Origin of the sequence: Halocynthiibacter namhaensis (assembly GCF_000812685.1) — a bacterium.
GTDB classification, from domain to species: Bacteria; Pseudomonadota; Alphaproteobacteria; order Rhodobacterales; family Rhodobacteraceae; genus Halocynthiibacter; species Halocynthiibacter namhaensis.
The window spans coordinates 38,320-58,587 of sequence record NZ_JWIF01000012.1; the positions used below are offsets into that span (position 1 = coordinate 38,320).

Genomic DNA, 20,268 nt, shown 5'->3' on the forward strand with positions numbered 1-20,268 from the left:
ACATATGCTTGAGGTGCCGGAAATGTCAGCCTTTATTTTTGTCTCAATTCTTATGGCGGCTCTGTTGCACGCCAGCTGGAACGCGCTCATCAAGACGGGGGATAACAAGCTCGCGGGTATGATGGTGATGGCGCTTGGCCATGGGGTGATTGGTTTGATCACGATTGCCACTCAGCCCATGCCCGAGGGAACAGTTTGGCTTTGGTTGTTGGGGTCCGCGACCTTTCATACGGCCTATCAGTTCTTCCTTGGTTATGCTTACCAGCAGGGGGATTTGTCCCGTGTGTATCCCATCGCACGTGGTGGCGCACCCATGCTGGTTCTTCTGGTGAACGGCATTGCTTTGGGGGAATATCTGTCGTTGTCCAGCTATGTGGGTATCGGGCTGTTGGGGGTAGGTATTGTCCTTATGGCGCGGGGTGTTTTCACATCAGGAGAGTCGCGCAAAATGTTGCCGTTCGCCATCGGATCTGCCTTCGCCACAGCTGGATATTCAATTGTGGACGGCCTGGGGGCGCGAGAGATGGACAATGCTGTTGCCTATGTCGGATGGCTTTTTGTAATAGCTGCGGTGACATATCCTGCCTTGATGATCAGCGTGCATGGCACATCCATTTTACGCATTAATCGTAAAACTTGGCTATTGGGTATGTGCGGTGCGGCTGCATCCTACACATCCTACATCATTGCGGTTTGGGCCATGACACAGGCACCGATCGCGCTTGTTACAGCAATGCGAGAGACATCGATCCTATTCGCGGTTCTACTGGGATGGCTGGTTTTTGGCGAAAAAATGTCGCGTGGAAAAGCGATTTCGGCTTTGCTGATCGTAGCAGGTGTGGTTATCACGCGCCTGCCGTATTGATTATTTAAACGCTACGGGCGGGGATTAAGCTTTGTGCGATCCCGGCGAGGGCGAGGTAAATACTGGTGATGATCAATCCCCAGAGGGCCCAGCTTTCTGGGTGGAATTCAACCATCGCCGCCCAACCTGCAAATCCGGTCCAAGCAATTGCCATAGGGGCTGTTAGTGTGCGCCAGCGCTCGGTGCGCATGGGGTGGACGAATTTGATGGGCAAGAACATCGCGACTGAAAATGCCAAGACGATGAACAGAATAACCTGCCAACTTGGCGCGGTTGCAAAAAGAACCAAGATCACCATGTTCCAGCATCCAGGAAACCCAGAGAAAGAATTATCGTCTGTTTTCATGCGGCTATCTGAATAATACAGCGCCGATGTGAAGGTGATCACGATGATCGAAAGCCATCCAGACCAACCATCAAGGAGACCCGATTTAAACAAAGCATAGGTGGGAACAAAGACATAAGTGAGGTAGTCGATGATCAAGTCCAACAAAACACCATCATAGATTGGTGCGTTGGTTTTTACGTCAAAACGTCGGGCAAGGGGGCCATCGATGCCGTCGACAGCAAAGGCCACGACCAGCCAGACAAACATCAGGCTCCATTTTTCGTCAACGGCTGCAAGCATGGCGAGCATGGCAAAAACAGCCCCAGTCGCCGTGAGAAGATGTACGGAATATGCTTTGATTTTTTGGGTCATAGCCCCTCATGCCGCATCTTACGAGTGAAGGCAACGCAACAATTAACTTGGGCTAAACGAAATGCCAGGACCCTGTTATTTTTCGGGCGCGCTCCGCGGGTGAGCGTCTTCATAAACCTCAAGCAAACGCGCTGTATCAACGGCTGTATAGGCTTCTGTCGACGCGAGCGACGCATGCCCCAACAGTTCTTGGATAGACCGCAGATCCCCGCCGGCGCTTAACAAATGCGTGGCAAAAGAATGGCGCATGGCATGGGGGGTAACACTTGCCGGAAGGCCAAGCTGCATGCGTACATTTTCCAGTGTCTTTTGTACTTGGCGCGCCAACAGAGGGCCACCTCGTACGCCTCGAAATAACGCTTGATCAGCAGCGTCAGATCCTGGCCATACCGCAACATAACGCGCCACAGCTTGGCGCGCGGTGGGAATGACAGGCACAATGCGGTCTTTGTCACCTTTGCCGCGAATATGCAGTTTGTCGGTCAATGGCACGTCTGCAAAGGTCAGGCTGAGCGCCTCTGAAATCCGCAATCCACAGCCATAAAGCAGGGTCAAAACAGCAACATCACGGGCTTGAACCCAAGGTTCGTCCGATTGCATTGCCGCAGTTTCAAGCACGGCTTTCGCAGCATCTTTGCCCAAGGGGCGAGGCAACTTATTGTGAAATTTTGGTGCGCGGGTCATCATCACAGCCGTTGCGTCAAAGTCGTCACGTTCTGAAAACCAACGATAGAAGCTTTTGACAGCGGATAGCTCGCGCGCCAAGGAACGAGCTGAAATACCACGATTTTTCTCATGCGCCATGAAGGAACGCATATCCGTCACAGAGATATCTCGCAACATTTCGACACCACGCGCGCCTTCCATGTGGTTTGACAGAAATGCGAAAAACAGCAGCAAATCGTTTTGATAGGCCGTAACTGTGTTCGCCGAAATGCGCCCAAGGGCACTGTCCGTTGTCAACCAACGTGCCAGCAGATCCGACAGGGCAGGCGCAATTATATGGTGATCAAGCTCTGTCGGTTTGGCACTCATGCCAGCCAGCGTCGCATGGACCGTTCAAGCACGCCTGCAAAAAATGTCAGAAGGTCGGTGCCTTGGGACGGTTGAAATTGATCGGGGTCTTGTGCCCCCATCAATAGCATCCCTGGCAATTTCCCCGGCCCGAAATCAAGCAACATTGCGGCTTCAGATTGGATATGCCCATCGCCTTCAAGGTAAAGCCAATCGGCACCATCTGAAACGCTGCGCAGGGTCACTTTGCGCTGGGTTTCTTCATCCGTTGCGCCGAGATACCCGGCAATCACGCCTGGTGCGGCGGCGGCAAGAACCGTGCCGAGACGATCAAGAGATGCATCAGTTTCCTCCTGATGGGTTTCAAGCACCAACCGTACGGAATCCACACGCAAGATTTCAGAAACTTCGCCACCTAGGTTGAGTAGAAAATCCTCAAAATTGAGAGGGTCTAACATCTTCAAAACTGCGCGGTGCACCTGATTGGTCCCTGCGAGGTTCTCGTAGGCGGCAGAAATAACCGTTTGATGGGTGTCTTCCAGCTGGCCAAGACGGGTTTCTAGACGCCCCATTGCGACCGACCGTAGATCCACAACATTGTTGCCCATCCGGCCTTCGTCAGCGCTAATGAGGGCGCGCATCACATCGGGGTCTTCCAGAACCACTTCGGGTTCGGACATGATTTTTTCACGCAAAAGTTCTGCGCTTTCGGCTGTGTCGCTCATACCTGTTACTGCACTCGATTGTTTGATTTTTTCCAGCTATAGCAAGAATAACAAAAAATTTACAGATTTTTTTGTAAAACTGTCGATAGACACATCAAGAAACACCTGCAGGGGGCCGTATCGTTTTGACAGAACAAAGTTTTTTCCCCGAAGGTGGTCTGATCAGTGTTTTGACGGCGGAACCAATAGACCGCTTTTTGGACTATAAGGCACCTGAAGGAGGCTGTTTCGAAGGGGCATTTGTTGAAGTGCCTCTGGGTCCACGTAAGGTGTTGGGTGTGGTTTGGGGCGCGGGCGAAGGACGTTTTAACCCGGCAAAAATTCGCGCAGCAACACGTGTGATGGATGTCGCCCCTATGCGCACCGAGATGCGCGATTTTCTAACCCGCTCGGGCGCTTACACTTTAACGCCAATATCGCAGATGTTGCGCCTCGCGACTCGCGCGCCTGGATTGATGAGTCCGCCATCAATGCGAAAGATTTATCGGCTGGGTACGGGGACGCCTGACCGCGTGACTGATGCGCGCACTCGGGTGTTGCAAATTCTGAAAGATCATGGCGGTGCAGCCTTTACGCTGAAAGAATTGGCGACATTGGCTGACACAGGGCCGACAGTTGTGAAGGGGCTTGTAAAACAAGGTGTTGTACAAGAATTTGACGCACCCAGGGATGTTCCTTTCCCCACCTTAGACCCGAATTTTGGTGGCATTATTCTTTCGCCGGAACAAGCTGAGGCCTCGGCTGCGCTATGTGCCAGTGTGGAAACGGGTCGCTATAACACGACGCTTTTGAAGGGTGTCACGGGGTCCGGCAAGACCGAAACCTACATGGAGGCCATAGCGACCTGCCTGAGGAAAGGGCGTCAAGCCTTGGTCCTGTTGCCTGAGATTGCTTTGACTGCTGAATTTCTGACACGTGTACAGGCCCGGTTTGGTGCACGTCCGGCGGAATGGCATTCGGGTGTAACCATGACCGATCGCCGCCGTACCTGGCGTATGGTGGGCGAAGGTGGCGCAGAACTGGTTGTTGGCGCGCGTTCGGCGTTGTTTTTACCCTTCCGTGACCTTGGGCTGATCATTGTAGATGAGGAACATGATGGATCTTACAAGCAAGAAGAGGGCGTGCTGTACAATGCCCGCGACATGGCAGTTTTACGCGCGAGCCTGTGCTCCGCATCGGTGATTTTGGCTTCTGCAACGCCTTCGCTGGAAACTTGGAACAATGCTCAGACCGGGAAGTACAACCGTGTGAATTTGACTGCGCGCTATGGCGTCGCGGAAATGCCTGAGATGCGCGCCATTGATATGCGCCAGGAAAAACTTCCGGCCAGCCATTGGATCTCGCCAAGCCTTGCCAATGCGGTCGAAACACGGATGAAAGCGGGCGAGCAGGCGCTTTTGTTCATCAACCGTCGCGGCTATGCGCCCACAACCGTTTGCCGTGCCTGTGGGCAGCAGGTGGGGTGTGATTTTTGCGATGCGCGTATGGTCGAACATCGTTTCCAAAACCGTTTGATTTGCCATCAATGTGGTGAAAGCAAACCCGTGCCAGATACCTGCCCATCCTGCGAAGTTGAAGGGAAAATGGCCCCGGTTGGTCCAGGGGTAGAACGCCTCGCTGAAGAAGTGGCAGAACGCTTTCCCGATGCCCGCGTCACGACCTTGTCGTCCGATTTGTTCGGATCTGCGCGTGCCTTGAAAGAACGCATAGAAAGCATCGCAGCGGGCGAAGCGGACATTATTGTTGGAACTCAATTGGTCGCAAAAGGTCATAATTTCCCACATCTTACTTTGGTGGGGGTCATCGATGCTGATCTGGGCTTGCAAGGATCAGATTTGCGGGCGGCCGAACGCACATTTCAGCTGATGCGCCAGGTCGCAGGCCGTGCAGGGCGCAGTGAAAAACCTGGTGTTGCCATGTTGCAGACCTTTCAGCCCGAACATCCGGTAATCCGTGCAATTCTGTCGGGCGATGAAGAGGGGTTTTGGCGAACTGAATGCGGCGAGCGCCAGCAGGCCGCGGTGCCGCCATTTGGTCGACTGGCGGGGATTATCCTATCGGCCGAAGACGCACAGCAGGTCTTTGAATTCGCTGGTGAAATGGCCCGCCGTGACGGCCCGCTACAATCCATTGGAGCACAGGTTTTTGGACCGGCCCCCGCCCCAATTGCCCGGGTGCGTGGTCGTCACCGGGTGCGCATGCTGATCAAATCCGATAAGTCTGCCCCCTTGCAACATGCCATTAGCCAATGGGTCAATCAATTCCGCGTGCCCAACGCGATCCGGCTGGCCGTCGATATCGATCCCGTCAATTTTTTCTGATCTTGTTGTCTACCCAACTTGGGCAACAAAGCTTACGGCATATGGCTTGCAGGTGGTGCAATGTTTCTTGAGGGGGCTTCCCCTTTCCCTTCTCGCAAAACAGGCGTATGGCGAAAGGCATGAAAAACGTGACCCTCTCTGATGCGCAAAACCTACCGCTTTGGCGCAGGCCCATAACGCTGTTGTTCCTGATGGCTGCGGCCATGCCCATAGCCTTTTCGACTTGGTCGGCTTTGCTGAATAACTTCGTGATCGATTTCGCAAATTTCACCGGCAAAGAGATCGGGGTTCTGCACTCGGTCCGCGAAATTCCAGGTTTCCTGGCCATTGGCGTGATCGCAATCTTGATGTTCATGCGCGAGCAAGTACTTGGGATTGTGTCACTATTAATGCTAGGCGTTGCGACCGCCGTGACTGCGCAATTTCCAAGCTATGGCGGAATTTTGACCATCACGATGCTCAGCTCCATCGGGTTCCATTATTACGAAACAGTAAACCAATCGCTGCAATTGCAATGGATTGATAAATCGAAGGCTCCACAAACATTGGGCTGGCTTAGATCTGCCGGGTCCGCAGCCACGGCTGCGGCCTATATCCTGATCGTATTAACGTGGAAGGCTTTCGATCTATCATATAATTTTGTCTATTTGTTGTCGGGTGGAATTACGGCGGGCCTCGCGGTTTTTGCATTCTTTGCATATCCACAATTCGAAGCACCACATCCGCAAAAAAAGCAATTGATCCTGCGTAAGCGGTATTGGCTGTATTACGCATTGCAATTCTTTGCAGGTGCGCGCCGACAAATCTTTATTGTATTTGCAGGTTTCATGATGGTCGAATTGTTTGGCTTTAAAGTGCATGAAATTACAAAGCTTTACCTGATCAATCTCACAGCAACGATGATCTTTGCGCCTATTATGGGCCATGTTGTAGCATATTGGGGAGAACGCCGAGCGCTGCTGTTTGAATATGCGGGGCTAATTGTCGTGTTTTCGCTATATGGGGGGATCTATTTCTTCCATTGGGGCTGGGTCATTGCATCGGCGCTTTATGTGGTGGATCATATTTTCTTTGCGCTCGCGCTTGCTTTGAAGACCTATTTTCAAAAAATCGCGGACCCCGGAGACATCGCACCGACCGCGGCCGTGGCTTTCACCATCAACCATATCAGCGCGGTGTTTTTGCCCGTGCTCTTGGGTCTGCTTTGGGTGATTTCACCTGCGGCGGTCTTCGTTTTTGCGGCAGGCATTGCCTGTGGCAGCTTCCTTTTGGCGCTTTTGATCCCGCGTCATCCAGAACCGGGACATGAAACCATCTTTGCGGCGCGTGCTGCACAACCTACACATTGATCGGACGAACACATGCCTACTTTCACAGCCTTCACAACCTTGTCCGACAAGTCAAAAGCCGAGAATCTTGGCGAAGCGTTGGAACGTCTGAACCCCGAACCTTATGGCGTTGGCGTTTTTGAAGTCGAAGATGGCTCAGGTGTTTGGGAAGTTGGGGGGTATTTCCTAGAAGACCCTGATCAAGCCGGGCTTGCGTTGTTGGCGATGGCATTTGACGCGAAATCCTTCGTGGTGTCAGAACTGCCTGAAACCGATTGGGTTGCGCATGTACGCCGTGAATTGGCCCCGGTCGAGGCGGGCCGTTTCTTTGTCTATGGCAGCCATGATGCGGATAAAGTTCCTGCCGATTGCGAACCTTTGTTGATTGAGGCGGCGATGGCCTTCGGCACCGGGCATCATGGCACGACTTTGGGTTGTCTGAAGGCCTTGGATCGTCTGATTGGCGAAGGGTTTCATGCGAAAAACTGCATTGACGTGGGATGTGGTACAGCTGTTTTGGCTATGGCGGCCGCCCGCACTTGGCCAGAAAACGTACGTGCCAGCGATATTGACCAGCAGGCTGTTGACGTGGCGGCAGCAAATGTCGCGGCAAATGATCTTGTGGGGCGTGTGGAATGTATCGAAGCCGCAGGTTTTGCCCATGATGATATCGAAAATGCCGCCCCTTATGATTTGGTATTTGCCAATATCCTCAAAGCTCCGTTAATTGGCTTAGCGCCTGATATTGCTGAATTTATTGCCCCTGGTGGATATGCGATTCTTTCGGGAATTTTGAATGATCAAGCTGACGAGGTTATTTCTGTTTACGCTGAGAACGGCATCAATCTTGTTGAGCGTACTGAAATTGGTGAGTGGACAACGTTGATTTTGCAAAAGTCGCATTAAGTAACAGCCCGTTTTTCAGAGTAAGGCGGCTGGACACAATTATGACACAATTCAGGAGGATTATGTCTTCGTTTCGAGTGAATTGGTAACCCGTGAGCGTATTGGTGTCTGGAGCTATTCATGCGAGAATTTCAAGCTGAACCATTTGATGAAAGATTGGGCCGTATTACCAAGCGGCACAAAAAGATGGCAAACGGATATGTAACCAAAATGGGGAAAGATGGGCTCATTTCAGCACATCCACCCCGTAGAATTCGATTTCCTTGGAAATTTATGATCTTATTTTTGGTTCTTGGCCTTGTCTTTAAAGCCGCAATTTTCGCTGCCTTGGGAGAGGCCAAATATTCCGAACGAACGGCGATATTGGCGCAGGGCAATAAATCTGAACGTATCGGGGCATATTTGATGCAAGTTGACCCGCTTAGCCTTTGGATCTCTGATAAGATGAGGCCTCTGTTTTATGCAGATGACATTTCCTAGACCCATGTTGTTGGATCGGGTGGAACTGATACTGTGCTAGATCCATAGGGTTGGAATAGGTAAAGAAAAACGCCCATCTCTGATTTTCAGAGTGGGCGTTATGGTTTTGTGATCTGATGAACGCGGCATCGGATCGTATAGCCTTTGAAGCTTCGTATAGCCTTTGAAGCTTGGCTAAATTCTTAGCGCTTCATCTTGCGTGCAACAGCGTCGATGTCGCTGCGGTCAATGCCGATGTCTGCCAACTCGTGATCGCTGAGCGAAGACAGAGATTTCCGTGTGATGCGTGTGTCGTTCCAAGCTTGAAAGCCAGCAACGGTTGCACGTAGAGTTTCTGCGAACCCACCGAAGGGTTGGGTGACGACCGCTGAACGGGTGTGATCGATTACTGCCATCTGTCTATTCCTTCAGATTGGGGCGCTGATCTATGCGCGTTGTTTCTAACCCCCACTTAGTTGTGACGTTTAACTTCGACAAGCGCGTTTTTTGCATGCCTTTTATGCAATTTTTGCATAGGTGTTCTTTCAGTTTGGTCCTTGTAAATAAAGGGTAATGCCACAGCTGTTCATTCTGTCGGTGACAGAATTGCGGATGTCGTTTTTGGGTCGGTATTGGGCCTGTTATCGGTATCACATCGTGTGGTCGTGTTTTTGCAATTGGCAAATGTTCGCGTTTCGTGCTACTCCGAATTCAACAGAAAAAACTGAATAAATTTATACAGGGCGGCAAAAATGCGTGTTTTAGGCATCGATCCAGGGCTGCGAAACCTTGGTTGGGGGATGATTTCGGTGGATGGAAGCCGACTCACTCATATCGCCAATGGTATTTGTCACTCAACGGGCACCGATTTGGCCCCGCGTTTGCTGTCGTTGTTTGATCAATTGTCCGAAGTGATCGAGATGTGGCAGCCTGACACGGCAGCGGTCGAGAAAACTTTCGTTAATAAAGATGGCGCGGGCACGCTGAAGCTGGGGCAGGCACGGGGCATTGCAATGCTTGTGCCTGCGCGTGCAGGTTTGCAAGTGGGGGAATACGCCCCGAATTCGGTTAAAAAATCTGTGGTGGGTGTGGGGCATGCGGATAAGAACCAAGTCGAACATATGGTGAAGATGCAATTGCCAGGCGTGAAGATCGCGGGGCCGGATGCTGCTGATGCCCTCGCCATTGCCATGTGTCACAGCTATCATATGCAATCATCTGGTCGCATTCAGGCCGCATTACAAAAGGCCACCTCATGATTGGACGTATCGCAGGCATTCTGAATTACCGCGCGGCAGACCATGTATTGATCGACGTGCGCGGCGTGGGCTATCTTGTCTATGTATCAGATCGCACCATGGCGTCATTGCCCGCATTGGGTGAGGGGTGTGCACTATATACAGAACTGTTGGTGCGGGAAGATAATTTGCAGTTGTTTGGTTTTCTGTCGCTGCAAGAAAAGGAATGGCACCGTTTGTTGATCTCGGTGCAGGGGATTGGCGCGAAGGCATCTATGGCGATCCTTGGTACGCTTGGCCCCAATGGCATTGGTCGCGCGATCGCGCTTGGGGATTGGGCGTCGGTGAAGGCAGCCCCTGGTGTTGGCCCTAAAATCGCGCAACGCGTGGTGAACGAATTGAAAGACAAAGCCTATGCCGTCATGGCGCTTGGCACTGTCGATGACAACCTATCTGCGCCGGTCATTGATGACAGTGTGATTGAGGATGCGCCTGTCGCCTCCCAGCCCAAAGCAGCCAAGCCAAGCAAACGCAATACAAGTGCCGCAGCCCAAGCCGATGCATTGTCAGCGCTGGGGAACCTTGGGTATGCGCCTGCGGATGCGACGTCGGCTGTGGCGCAAGCTGCCAGTGACAATGCGGATGCCGATACCTCCACTTTGATCCGGGAAGCGTTAAAGCTTTTGGCGCCTAAAGGATAACCCATGGACCAGCCAGACCCACACCTGCGCCCAACCCCGATGGAGGGCGAAGCCAAGCCCGAATTTGACCGTGCCATGCGTCCGCAAATGCTCGATGATTTCATCGGTCAGGCTGAGGCGCGATCAAACCTGAAGATCTTTATCGAAAGTGCGCGCCGTCGTGGCGAGCCGATGGATCACGCGTTGTTTCATGGCCCTCCCGGTCTTGGGAAAACGACCCTGTCACAGATTATGGCGCGTGAACTTGGGGTGAACTTCAAGATGACGTCTGGGCCAGTGTTGGCCAAGGCCGGTGACCTGGCCGCGATCCTGACCAACTTAGAAGCGCGCGACGTGTTGTTCATTGATGAAATCCATCGCATGAACCCGGTGGTGGAAGAGATCCTGTATCCTGCGCTTGAGGATTTTGAACTTGATCTGGTGATCGGAGAAGGTCCTGCCGCACGCACCGTACGCATTGAACTTCAACCCTTCACGCTGGTCGGAGCCACGACGCGCCTTGGCCTGTTGACGACACCCCTGCGTGATCGTTTTGGCATTCCGATCCGTTTGCAATTCTACACCACGCAAGAATTGCATGAAATCGTCACCCGGGGTGCACGTAAAATGGGGGTCGAGGCGACCTCGGGCGGCGCGCTTGAAATCGCCAAACGTGCCCGTGGTACGCCGCGTATTGCGGGCCGATTGCTGCGCCGTGTTGTGGATTTCGCCGTGGTTGAGGCCGATGGCATTATCACTCAAGAAATTGCCGATGGCGCATTGCAACGGCTTGGTGTGGATCACCTAGGTCTTGATGGGGCGGACCGTCGATATCTGCGTGTGATTGCGGAAAACTATCAGGGCGGTCCGGTTGGTGTGGAAACCATGTGCGCCGCCTTGTCGGAAAGCCGCGATGCGCTGGAAGATGTGATTGAGCCTTATCTTTTGCAACAAGGCTTGATCCAACGCACCCCACGCGGCCGAATGTTGGCGCAAAAAGCATGGACTCACCTAGGCATGGCAGCCCCAGAGGTCACGCCACCGCGCAGTCAAATGCCGGATCTGTTTGAAGGTTGATCAGTTTGGATCGATGTTGATCGTGTTTCGGTCAAAAAGAAACCCGCCGGGGAGAGAGCGGCGGGTTTCTCATTTGGATGTCGCGCGTCGTTATTGACGGTTCATCCTATTCTCAATCAATTCATCCACGACAGCGGGTTCTGCCAGTGTTGAAGTGTCACCAAGTGCGCCAAAATCGTTTTCCGCGATCTTGCGCAGAATGCGACGCATGATCTTACCTGAACGGGTTTTTGGCAGGCCCGGTGCCCATTGGATCAGGTCCGGTTTCGCAATTGGACCGATCTCGGTGCGGACCCATTTTTCAAGCTCTTTGCGAAGCTCATCTGTTGGTTCAACGCCGTTCATTAAAGTGACATAGGCATAGATGCCTTGCCCTTTGATATCATGAGGATAACCAACAACCGCGGCCTCGGCCACTTTGGCGTGGGCGACCAAAGCTGATTCAACTTCGGCTGTGCCCATGCGGTGGCCTGAGACGTTGATCACATCATCGACGCGCCCGGTGATCCAGTAATAGCCGTCGCTGTCGCGACGCGCGCCATCCCCGGTAAAGTAATAGCCCTTATAGTCGCTGAAATAGGTTTTCTCGAACCGTTCATGATCGCCATAAACCGTGCGCATTTGACCCGGCCAGCTGTCACGCATGCACAGCACGCCTTCTGCCTCAGTTTCGGTGATTTCGACGCCTGATGTGGGATCAAGCATCACGGGTGTAATGCCAAAGAACGGCAAGGTGCAAGACCCCGGTTTGGTCGCAGTCGCGCCGGGCAGTGGTGTCATCAAGTGGCCGCCCGTTTCCGTCTGCCACCAGGTGTCTACGATGGGCTTTGTGCCCTTGCCAACCACGTCGTTATACCAATTCCAAGCTTCGGGATTGATGGGTTCCCCCACGGTGCCAAGAACCTTGATATCGGATAAATCGCATTTGGTTACAAAGTCTTCGCCATAAGCCATCAAAGCACGAATAGCTGTTGGGGCGGTGTAGAATTGGTTGACCTTGTGCTTTTCGCAGACCTGCCAAAAACGGGATGCATCCGGGTAAGTTGGCACGCCTTCAAACATCAAAGTGGTCGCGCCATTGGCCAATGGACCATAGACGATATAGCTGTGGCCCGTGACCCAACCCACGTCCGCCGTACACCAGAAGACGTCACCATCATGATAGTCAAAGGTGTATTGATGGGTCATCGCCGCATAGACAAGATAACCGCCGGATGAATGTACAACGCCCTTTGGTTTTCCGGTGGAACCTGATGTATACAAAACGAACAGCGGATCTTCGGCGTTCATTTCTTCCGCAGGGCAATCTGGGGACACGTCAGCCGCCATTGCGTTGTAATCATAATCACGATCTTGCGTCCAAGTCGTTTGGCCACCAGTGTGTTTCACCACCAACATTTTCACGCTGTCTTTACAGTGCAGCAATGCGGCATCGGTGTTGGATTTCAAAGCTGTTACGCGACCACCACGGGGGGCTTCGTCTGCGGTGATCACGACGCGTGCGTCACAATCATTGATGCGGTTTGCCAAGGCGTCTGGTGAAAAGCCCGCGAAAACAATGGAATGAACCGCGCCAAGACGCGCACAGGCCAACATGGCATAGGCTGCTTCTGGGATCATCGGCAGGTAAAGAATGACACGGTGGCCTTTCTTGACGCCAAGGTCCTTCAGCACATTTGCCATGCGGCAGGTGTTTTCATGTAGTTCTTTATAAGAGATATGGCGCGCGGGCGTATCGGGGCTGTCGGCTTCCCAGATGATGGCGGTTTGATCGCCACGTTCCGCCAAATGACGGTCAATACAGTTCGCGGCGACATTCATTGTGCCGTCTTCATACCAACGGATATCGATGTTGCCCGGCTCAAAGCTGGTGTTTTTAATCTTTGTGTAAGGTTTCATCCAGTCAATACGCTTGCCTTGCTCGCCCCAGAACGCATCTGGATCAGAGATCGATTCCGCATACATCTTTTCGTAGGTTGCTTTGTCAGCATGGGCGCTGGCTGCGAAATCCGCTGCCGGGGGGTACATTTTGTCAGTCATTTCTTCCGTTTCCCTGTTGTGGGCGCGGGGGGACTGGCCCCCCGTTGCCGGAATTTGTTCCGGTCAGATGGCGAGATATTCGGCGCGTAGCGCCTCGTTATCAAGCACTTCTTGCGCTGTTCCATCAAATACGACACTGCCGGTGTCCAAGATCACCGCGCGATCCGCGAGGTTCAAAGCGCGCACAGCGTTCTGTTCCACGATCACGGTGGTGATGCCCTGCGCCTTAATGATATTGAGGGTGTTCTCAATTTCATCAACGATAACAGGGGCTAGGCCTTCATATGGTTCATCCAGAAGCAGGACTTTCACGTCACGTGCAAGGGCGCGCGCGATGGCAAGCATCTGCTGTTCACCACCAGAAAGCGTGGTGCCTTCTTGTTTGCGGCGCTCACCAAGACGAGGAAATAAATCATACAGACGTTCAATCGACCAACCCACCGGTTCCATGATTTGGGCCAATTGCAGGTTTTCTTCCACGGTCAGGCCCTGAATGATGCGGCGATCTTCCGGCACCAATGCCATGCCAGCCTGGGCCGCTTGGTGACTTTTCATGGAATGCAGATGTTGGTGATCAAGCCAAATCTCGCCATGGGTGACCATTGGGTCATCCAGTCGGGCAATCGCACGTAGGGTCGATGTTTTGCCCGCGCCATTGCGCCCGAGAAGGGCCAAGATTTCGCCTTCGTGGACGTTAAAGGACACGCCCTGCACGATATAGCTTTCGCCGTAATATGCGTGCAGATCCCAGACAGAGAAATAGGCGGGTGCGGATGCGGTTTTTGCTTTTTGTGACATGTTCGCGTCCTTTACGTCTGCTGTGTTTCGCCAAGGTAGGCTTCACGCACCTTGGGGTGATCACGGATGTTGTCTGGCGTGTCTTCAACCAATGGCGTGCCTTGCGCCAAAACGGTGATCCGTTCCGCCAGCGAGAACACAACATGCATGTCATGTTCGATGATCGCCATGGTGATATCGCGCTTTTCCTTGATCTCTTTGAGCAGATCAATCGTGCTGTTGGTGTCCGCGCGTGCCATGCCTGCCGTTGGTTCATCCAGCAGCAAAAGCTTGGGATCTTGCACCAGTGACATCGCCATTTCCAGACGGCGTTTGTCCCCACGTGACAGGCTAGACGCCTGCATATGCAGCTTGTCTTGCATGTTCACGTCTTCCAGCATGGCCAAGGCTTTTTCGTTAAGATCTTTTTCGGCCTCAACGGTTTCAAAAGCATGCAGGCGGAAGGATCCGTCGCGTTTGGCAAAACAGGGGATCAACACGTTTTCCAGCACGGTGAGATCGCCGAAGATCTCAGGTGTTTGGAAGATGCGTGAAATGCCCAGTTGGTTGATTTCATGCGGTTTCTTACCCAGAACGGATTGCCCTTGGAAGGTAACAGACCCGGTATCCGGGATCAGTTTCCCAATGAGACAGTTCAGCAAAGTAGACTTGCCTGCCCCGTTGGGTCCGATGATCGCATGAACCGTGTTTTCCTGAACGGAAAGGTTAACATTTGACAGCGCCTGGAGACCTCCAAACCGCTTGCCGACGTCTTTGACTTCGAGAAGACCCATTAGATCAGCCCTCCTTATTCGGCCACATGTGGCGATTGTTGCGGTTTATGGTTGCTGTCGTCATTGGCGTCAGGTTTTTTGCGGAACATGTTGCGGATGCGTTGGCCAAGTTCGACCAGCCCACCGGGCAAGAAAACCACAACCAGCATGAACAACAGACCCAGGGTCAGGTGCCAGCCTTTGCCCACAAATGGGTGCAGCAACCAAACCAGCGCGTTTTCCAAACCATCGGGCAGGAAGGCGAACCAACCGTGCAGAACCTGGTCGTTGATCTTTGAAAAGATGTTCTCAAAATACTTGATGAAACCTGCGCCAAGAACGGGGCCCATCATGGTGCCCGCGCCGCCAAGAATGGTCATCAAGACGACTTCGCCTGAGGCGGTCCATTGCATACGTTCCGCACCAGCAAGGGGATCCATTGAGGCAAGTAAACCACCAGCCAGACCCGCATACATGCCAGAAATAACGAAAGCCGCAAGCGTATAGGGACGCGAGGAAACGCCGGTGTAGTTCATACGTTGCTGGTTGGATTTCACCGCACGCAACATCAATCCGAAAGGGGAACGGAAGATGCGCAGGCTAAGGTAGAAGGCCAAGATCGCGATAACGGCACAGAAGTAATACCCAAAGTTAAAGGTAAACTGCCAAGGGCCAAGATCCATGATCCAGCTGGAATTCATCTTGAAGCCGAAGAAATGCGTCGTGGTGATGCCGTTTTCGCCCATCAGGATTTGTGGGTCGTCATTGTAAACCTGCAGACCTGTTTCACCATTGGTGATCGGGGTTAACACGGAATATGCAAGGTTGAAGCTCATCTGGGCGAAGGCCAATGTCAGGATCGAAAAGTAGATCCCAGAACGGCGCAGCGACACAAAACCGATCAGCAGGGCAAACAGGCCAGAGACGATGATCGCCAAGACAAGACCGGGCAACACATTGTAATTCAGCAGTTTGAACATCCAGACGGTGGAATAAGAGCCCACACCCAAGAAGGCGGCGTGACCGAAGGATAGATAACCGGTCAGCCCGAATAGAATGTTAAAGCCAATGGCAAAAATCCCAAAGATTGCAAAGCGTTGCATCAAGTCAGGATAGCCCGCGTTGAATTGGGCAAGCCCGCTGTCGGTTGGGAATGGTTGCAGAAGGATCGGGGTGAACACTGTCAGCGCGATCACGATTATAAGGAACTTTGTGTCCCGTTGATTTAGACCTAGCATGGGTTATTCCTCCATCACGCCTTTGCGCCCCATCAACCCGCGAGGGCGTGTAAGCAAGATCAGAATGGCGACCAAGTAGATGATGATTTGGTCAATACCTGGGATGATGTTTTTGATCATATTCATGGATGCAAAGCTTTCCAGAATGCCCAACATGAAGCCGGCAAGGACCGCGCCGGGCAAGCTGCCCATGCCACCGACAACCACCACCACGAAGCTTAGAACAAGAAAATCCATGCCCATGTGGTAATTCGGGGAATTGATCGGGGCATACATGACGCCCGCAACACCCGCGACGGCGGCGGCAAGGCCGAACATGAAGGTGAACCGTTTGTCGATGTCGATGCCCAGAAGGCCAACAGTTTCGCGATCCGCCATGCCAGCGCGCACAACCATGCCAAAGGTTGTGAATTGCAGGAAGCTAAAGACGCCGCCGATCACAACCAACGAGAAGGCAAAGTAAACCATGCGCCAGTACGGATAGATGATGGTGTTTTCCGCAAAACCTAGCAGCAAGCCAAAGTCAAAGGATCCGGTAAAGGCCGCAGGGGCGGGGGTTGGGATTGGGTTCGCGCCGTAAAAGGCTTTGATCACTTCTTGCAGAACAATCGCAAGGCCAAAGGTCACAAGGATCTGATCCGCATGGGGGCGTTTGTAGAAATGTTTGATCAGGCCACGTTCCATGATGAAACCAACAGTGATCATAATGGGGATCGAAAATAGGATGGCCAGCGGTACGGACCAATCGATGATCGAGGCACCTGTGCTTTCGCCAAACCATTCCATCACATAAGGCGTCTTTACCGTGGCGGGGTTGCCCAGAAAATCGACCTTGGTTGGATCAATGGTTTCAAACGACAGCGATAGAATGCGCTGCACTGTTACGGAACAGAAGGCGCCGATCATGAACAATGCGCCATGGGCAAAGTTCACTACACCAAGCGTGCCGAAGATCAAGGTCAGGCCAAGGGCGATCAAGGCATAGGCCGATCCCTTATCTAGACCATTGAGAATTTGTAGAAGGATCACGTCCATCTCATGCCACCCAAAATTTAGAAAAAAGAGACGAAGCCGAGGCCGCCAAGACAGTGGATGCCTGGCTCCGTCATAAAGTGCCTGCCACGGAGGTTCTGCGGCAGGGTGGGAAAATTATCCGCCGTTGCAAGCGCCCAATTCGCCACCAGCGAACATTGGGTGATCTACAGCGTATTCAACCTGCGCACGTGGCGTGATTTCAACGATTTCGAGAAGATCGAATTCGTTTTCTGGGTTCTCTTTACCCTTCACAACCAACACGTCTTTAAAGCACTGGTGATCGCCAGCACGGTAATGTGTTGGACCGTTGCCGAGACCATCAAAGTCATAGCCTTCCAGCGCTTCTGCAACTGCACATGGGTTGAATGAACCCGCGCGCTGAACCGCATCTGCGTATAGAAGTGTTTGACAATAAACAGTGTGCGCCGCCTGGCTTGGTGGGAAGCCGTATTTCGTACCAAAGCTGCGTACAAAGGCTTGTGAACCTTCATCGGTCAGCGACCAGTGCCAGTTGGTTGAGCCAAAGATGCCCTTAACGTTTGCACCTGCACCGCGCGCCATCAGGCGGGAATACAGCGGTACAACGATTTCGAAGTTTTTGCCGTTCACAACTTTTTCACGTAGGCCGAACTGCACAGCGTTGGTCAAGGAATTCACCATGTTGCCGCCGTAGTGGTTCAGAACCAAAACATCCGCGCCTGAATTCAGAACCGGTGCGATATAGGATGAAAAATCGGTAGACGCCAGCGGCGTGCGTACTTTCTCAACTGTGTTCCAGCCCATGGCCTCGGTGGCAGCTGCGATGGATTCTTCTTGTGTCCAACCCCATGTATAGTCAGCGGTCAGGTGATAGGCTGTCCGGTCAGTGCCGTAACGCGCTGCCAAAACAGGTGCAAGCGCCGCAGCAGACATGTAACCGTTAAAGAAGTGACGGAAACCATTGGCTTTTTTGTCTTTGCCTGTGGTGTCGTTTGAGTGGGTTAGGCCGGCCATGAAGATCACGCCAGCTTCCTGACAGAGGCCTTGAACCGCAATCGCAACACCAGAGCTTGAGCCGCCAGTGATCATGACAGCGCCGTCTTTTTCGATCATGGACCGGGCAGAGGCGCGGGCGGCGTCAGATTTCGTCTGCGTATCACCCGTAACATATTCAACTTTTTTACCCATGATGCCTGTACCATCCAGCACCTTAGAGCTGAAGGTGTTCATCATGCCGCCGTCGCCGCCACCGTTCAGGTGCTCAACAGCAAGTTCATAGGCGCGAAGTTCGTCTGCGCCCTCATCAGCGTAGGGGCCGGACTGTGGCACGTTGAAGCCCAGCGTCACGGTTGAGCCGGTTGGATCATTGGTGAAGGCTGCGGCGGATGACGCGGTGAAGATCGTCGGCATTGCCAGGCCAGCACCCAAAGCGGCACCTCCTCGCAGGACACCACGACGGTTTGTTATAAGCTTAGACATGTATTCCTCCCTTTATGAAATGCACTGATTGCAGATCAGGTTCCTCCACCGTTTCTGCGAGTGCTGCCTTTTACAGGCGTGTGGTATTATCGCCTCGGGTATGAAAATTTCACAATAAATCACTTCAACAAAAGAAAATTCTTGTAAAGAAATACACAGCACAATGTGAAAACTTGTAAAAAAATTTCCAAACCTTGCGGGAGTTTGTGAAAAATCAAGGTGATAGACGATGACACGTGACAACGCCCGCATCCTGACAGGGACCCGAATTCGCCAACGCCGCACCGATATTGGTCTGCGCCAGGTTGACCTAGCGGAACGCGCGGGGATTTCGCCGTCTTACCTGAACTTGATTGAACACAATCGCCGCAGAATCGCGGGGAAGCTATTGTTTGACATCGCGGCCGGTCTCGGGATTGAGGCTAAGCATCTTTCTGAGGACGCGCAAACCTCGTTGTTGGGGGAATTGCGCAGTGGGTTTGCGGGGCATGAAGGCAAGGCGCAACCGGAACTGGATCGCATTGATGATTTCGCCAGTCGTTTCCCTGGTTGGGCCGATACATTGGTGCAAACCCAGCGTCGTGTGACAGAACTTGAGCGCACAATTGAAGTGCTGTCGGATCGCATGACCCATGACCCGCATTTGTCCGAAGCTTTGCACGAGGTTTTAACGACTGTGACTGCGATCCGATCGACCTCGGGTATTTTGACTGGTGGTGGGGGCCTAGACACCGTTTGGCAAGAACGGTTTCAAAAGAACCTAGATGAAGATGCACGGCGTTTGGCTGAAAGTGCCGCATCGCTTGTAAAATATTTGGATGATGCGGGAGATGTGGATCAAAACCTTAGCTCGCCTCAGGCCGAATTGGATAAGTGCTTCGGGCGAATGGGGTGGCACGTCGCAGGGTTTGAACAAAGCGATTTGACCGAGCGCCAAGCACAGACTGTGGCGCAAGACCTTGCGCACGCAGCCCCTGAACTGACATCGAGCGCGGTTCGGGAAATGGCTGTGAATCGATTTATGTCGTGGTGGATTTTGAGTCAAAAAATGCCAGTCGAAAGTTTTTCTAAAGCCTTAATTACATGCGGTTGGGATCCGATTTTATTGGCGGATCAGTTTGATGTTTCGGTTGAAGAGGTCTTCCAACGCTTTGCAACGCTACCGCCCACCGAACGGGTTTCCGATGTTGGATTGGTATCTTGTGATGCCGCCGGAAATCTGACCTGTCGCAAAGCGCTGAATGGGTTCAATGTGCCCAGTTTTGATGGCGCATGCGCACGTTGGCCGTTGTTCAGCGCGCTTGTGACGCCGGGTGAGTTGCTGGTTAATCAGATTGGTCAAAGTCAGGGGCGGGCCGGTGATGCCGATTTTCCGCGCTTTGTCGCTTTGTCTTGGGGGTGGCGCAAACAGCATGGTGGCTTTGGTGGAGCTGTGGTTCGAGGTGGGCACATGTTGTTGATCCCTCAGGATAGTTTGGAAAAGAAAGCGATGCAGGAAGCGGGAGGGGTGATGTTGGATATTGGCTCAAGCTGCCGAATTTGCATGATTTCGGATTGCCCTGCGCGACGAGAGCCAGCAATCTTGGGTGGGGCGGTGTGAAATGCCGCAACAGATGGCTTTTGACACGGCGCGG

19 protein-coding genes are annotated in these 20,268 nt (G+C 52.8%); 9 read left to right on the forward strand and 10 right to left on the reverse strand.

The genetic code is table 11. From position 1 onward, the window contains the following. Positions 1–22: 22 nt before the first annotated feature. The gene (locus RJ38_RS01685; protein WP_039017263.1) at positions 23–865 is read left to right on the forward strand and encodes a DMT family transporter; all 843 of its coding nucleotides are present in this window, start codon (positions 23–25) and stop codon (positions 863–865) included. A 4-nt stretch (positions 866–869) separates the two neighbouring features. On the opposite strand, the gene RJ38_RS01690 is transcribed toward RJ38_RS01685, so the two are convergent. The 3 genes from RJ38_RS01690 to RJ38_RS01700 all read right to left on the reverse strand — a co-directional run bounded on the left by RJ38_RS01690 (position 870) and on the right by RJ38_RS01700 (position 3,304). After that, a complete protein-coding gene (locus RJ38_RS01690) occupies positions 870–1,565 on the reverse strand; it encodes a CDP-alcohol phosphatidyltransferase family protein (RefSeq protein WP_039017187.1) in 696 nt (231 codons plus the stop codon). A gap of 75 nt (positions 1,566–1,640) precedes the next feature. After that, a complete protein-coding gene (locus RJ38_RS01695; RefSeq protein ID WP_039017188.1) occupies positions 1,641–2,600 on the reverse strand; it encodes a tyrosine recombinase XerC in 960 nt (319 codons plus the stop codon). Continuing rightward, positions 2,597–3,304 carry a DUF484 family protein gene (locus RJ38_RS01700; protein ID WP_039017189.1) on the reverse strand — a complete coding sequence of 236 codons (708 nt, stop codon included), beginning with the start codon at positions 3,302–3,304 and terminating at the stop codon, positions 2,597–2,599. Before RJ38_RS01700 ends, RJ38_RS01695 begins: the two co-directional genes overlap by 4 nt. A 125-nt stretch (positions 3,305–3,429) precedes the next feature. On the opposite strand from RJ38_RS01700, the gene RJ38_RS01705 reads away from it, so the two are divergent. From RJ38_RS01705 to RJ38_RS18725, 4 genes are all read left to right on the forward strand, one after another. Then, complete coding sequence (locus RJ38_RS01705) at positions 3,430–5,625, forward strand: primosomal protein N' (protein WP_039017190.1); 2,196 nt, start codon at positions 3,430–3,432, stop codon at positions 5,623–5,625. A gap of 119 nt (positions 5,626–5,744) precedes the next feature. After that, positions 5,745–6,974: an MFS transporter gene (locus RJ38_RS01710; RefSeq protein ID WP_039017264.1), complete on the forward strand. Its 1,230-nt coding sequence runs from the start codon at positions 5,745–5,747 to the stop codon at positions 6,972–6,974. Between the two features lie 12 nt (positions 6,975–6,986). Next, positions 6,987–7,859, forward strand: coding sequence for a 50S ribosomal protein L11 methyltransferase (locus RJ38_RS01715; RefSeq protein ID WP_039017191.1), 873 nt, complete (start codon positions 6,987–6,989; stop codon positions 7,857–7,859). 273 nt (positions 7,860–8,132) lie between these two features. Then, positions 8,133–8,339 carry a hypothetical protein gene (locus tag RJ38_RS18725; RefSeq protein WP_156121718.1) on the forward strand — a complete coding sequence of 69 codons (207 nt, stop codon included), beginning with the start codon at positions 8,133–8,135 and terminating at the stop codon, positions 8,337–8,339. A gap of 182 nt (positions 8,340–8,521) precedes the next feature. Here RJ38_RS18725 and RJ38_RS01725 read toward each other — a convergent pair whose 3' ends face one another. Then, positions 8,522–8,734: a DUF1127 domain-containing protein gene (locus RJ38_RS01725; protein ID WP_039017193.1), complete on the reverse strand. Its 213-nt coding sequence runs from the start codon at positions 8,732–8,734 to the stop codon at positions 8,522–8,524. 336 nt (positions 8,735–9,070) lie between these two features. Between RJ38_RS01725 and ruvC the strand changes: the two genes are divergently transcribed. The 3 genes from ruvC to ruvB are packed head-to-tail and all read left to right on the forward strand — an operon-like array spanning position 9,071 to position 11,313. Further along, the gene (gene ruvC, locus RJ38_RS01730) at positions 9,071–9,577 is read left to right on the forward strand and encodes a crossover junction endodeoxyribonuclease RuvC (protein ID WP_039017194.1); all 507 of its coding nucleotides are present in this window, start codon (positions 9,071–9,073) and stop codon (positions 9,575–9,577) included. Continuing rightward, entirely contained in the window at positions 9,574–10,257 is a 684-nt protein-coding gene (gene ruvA, locus RJ38_RS01735; protein WP_039017195.1) for a Holliday junction branch migration protein RuvA, read from the forward strand. The genes ruvC and ruvA overlap by 4 nt, the downstream gene beginning before the upstream one ends. A gap of 3 nt (positions 10,258–10,260) precedes the next feature. Next, positions 10,261–11,313, forward strand: coding sequence for a Holliday junction branch migration DNA helicase RuvB (ruvB, locus tag RJ38_RS01740; protein WP_039017196.1), 1,053 nt, complete (start codon positions 10,261–10,263; stop codon positions 11,311–11,313). A gap of 90 nt (positions 11,314–11,403) precedes the next feature. Here the strand turns inward: ruvB and acs are convergent, their stop codons facing one another. The 6 genes from acs to RJ38_RS01770 all read right to left on the reverse strand — a co-directional run bounded on the left by acs (position 11,404) and on the right by RJ38_RS01770 (position 18,634). Continuing rightward, complete coding sequence (acs, locus tag RJ38_RS01745) at positions 11,404–13,353, reverse strand: acetate--CoA ligase (protein WP_039017197.1); 1,950 nt, start codon at positions 13,351–13,353, stop codon at positions 11,404–11,406. Between the two features lie 63 nt (positions 13,354–13,416). Then, positions 13,417–14,151 carry an ABC transporter ATP-binding protein gene (locus RJ38_RS01750; protein ID WP_039017198.1) on the reverse strand — a complete coding sequence of 245 codons (735 nt, stop codon included), beginning with the start codon at positions 14,149–14,151 and terminating at the stop codon, positions 13,417–13,419. An 11-nt stretch (positions 14,152–14,162) separates the two neighbouring features. After that, positions 14,163–14,924 (reverse strand): ABC transporter ATP-binding protein, encoded by a 762-nt coding sequence (locus RJ38_RS01755; protein ID WP_039017199.1) that lies wholly within the window; start codon positions 14,922–14,924, stop codon positions 14,163–14,165. A gap of 14 nt (positions 14,925–14,938) precedes the next feature. After that, on the reverse strand, positions 14,939–16,141 hold the full coding sequence (locus tag RJ38_RS01760; protein WP_039017200.1) for a branched-chain amino acid ABC transporter permease: 1,203 nt from the start codon (positions 16,139–16,141) through the stop codon (positions 14,939–14,941). A 3-nt stretch (positions 16,142–16,144) separates the two neighbouring features. Continuing rightward, complete coding sequence (locus RJ38_RS01765) at positions 16,145–17,176, reverse strand: branched-chain amino acid ABC transporter permease (protein WP_039017201.1); 1,032 nt, start codon at positions 17,174–17,176, stop codon at positions 16,145–16,147. A 114-nt stretch (positions 17,177–17,290) separates the two neighbouring features. Then, entirely contained in the window at positions 17,291–18,634 is a 1,344-nt protein-coding gene (locus RJ38_RS01770) for a substrate-binding protein (protein ID WP_039017202.1), read from the reverse strand. Positions 18,635–18,863: 229 nt separating this feature from the next. Between RJ38_RS01770 and RJ38_RS01775 the strand changes: the two genes are divergently transcribed. Further along, complete coding sequence (locus RJ38_RS01775) at positions 18,864–20,234, forward strand: helix-turn-helix transcriptional regulator (protein WP_039017203.1); 1,371 nt, start codon at positions 18,864–18,866, stop codon at positions 20,232–20,234. Positions 20,235–20,268 lie beyond the last annotated feature (34 nt).

Excerpts from the sequence above, each read along its gene's own strand:
- RJ38_RS01685 (WP_039017263.1), top strand. The coding sequence starts at position 23 with ATGTCAGCCTTTATTTTTGTCTCAATTCTTATGGCGGCTCTGTTGCAC.
- RJ38_RS01690 (WP_039017187.1), bottom strand. The coding sequence starts at position 1,565 with ATGACCCAAAAAATCAAAGCATATTCCGTACATCTTCTCACGGCGACT.
- RJ38_RS01695 (WP_039017188.1), bottom strand. The coding sequence starts at position 2,600 with ATGAGTGCCAAACCGACAGAGCTTGATCACCATATAATTGCGCCTGCC.
- RJ38_RS01700 (WP_039017189.1), bottom strand. The coding sequence starts at position 3,304 with ATGAGCGACACAGCCGAAAGCGCAGAACTTTTGCGTGAAAAAATCATG.
- RJ38_RS01710 (WP_039017264.1), top strand. The coding sequence starts at position 5,745 with ATGAAAAACGTGACCCTCTCTGATGCGCAAAACCTACCGCTTTGGCGC.
- RJ38_RS01715 (WP_039017191.1), top strand. The coding sequence starts at position 6,987 with ATGCCTACTTTCACAGCCTTCACAACCTTGTCCGACAAGTCAAAAGCC.
- RJ38_RS18725 (WP_156121718.1), top strand. The coding sequence starts at position 8,133 with ATGATCTTATTTTTGGTTCTTGGCCTTGTCTTTAAAGCCGCAATTTTC.
- RJ38_RS01725 (WP_039017193.1), bottom strand. The coding sequence starts at position 8,734 with ATGGCAGTAATCGATCACACCCGTTCAGCGGTCGTCACCCAACCCTTC.
- ruvC (WP_039017194.1), top strand. The coding sequence starts at position 9,071 with ATGCGTGTTTTAGGCATCGATCCAGGGCTGCGAAACCTTGGTTGGGGG.
- ruvA (WP_039017195.1), top strand. The coding sequence starts at position 9,574 with ATGATTGGACGTATCGCAGGCATTCTGAATTACCGCGCGGCAGACCAT.
- ruvB (WP_039017196.1), top strand. The coding sequence starts at position 10,261 with ATGGACCAGCCAGACCCACACCTGCGCCCAACCCCGATGGAGGGCGAA.
- acs (WP_039017197.1), bottom strand. The coding sequence starts at position 13,353 with ATGACTGACAAAATGTACCCCCCGGCAGCGGATTTCGCAGCCAGCGCC.
- RJ38_RS01750 (WP_039017198.1), bottom strand. The coding sequence starts at position 14,151 with ATGTCACAAAAAGCAAAAACCGCATCCGCACCCGCCTATTTCTCTGTC.
- RJ38_RS01755 (WP_039017199.1), bottom strand. The coding sequence starts at position 14,924 with ATGGGTCTTCTCGAAGTCAAAGACGTCGGCAAGCGGTTTGGAGGTCTC.
- RJ38_RS01760 (WP_039017200.1), bottom strand. The coding sequence starts at position 16,141 with ATGCTAGGTCTAAATCAACGGGACACAAAGTTCCTTATAATCGTGATC.
- RJ38_RS01765 (WP_039017201.1), bottom strand. The coding sequence starts at position 17,176 with ATGGACGTGATCCTTCTACAAATTCTCAATGGTCTAGATAAGGGATCG.
- RJ38_RS01770 (WP_039017202.1), bottom strand. The coding sequence starts at position 18,634 with ATGTCTAAGCTTATAACAAACCGTCGTGGTGTCCTGCGAGGAGGTGCC.
- RJ38_RS01775 (WP_039017203.1), top strand. The coding sequence starts at position 18,864 with ATGACACGTGACAACGCCCGCATCCTGACAGGGACCCGAATTCGCCAA.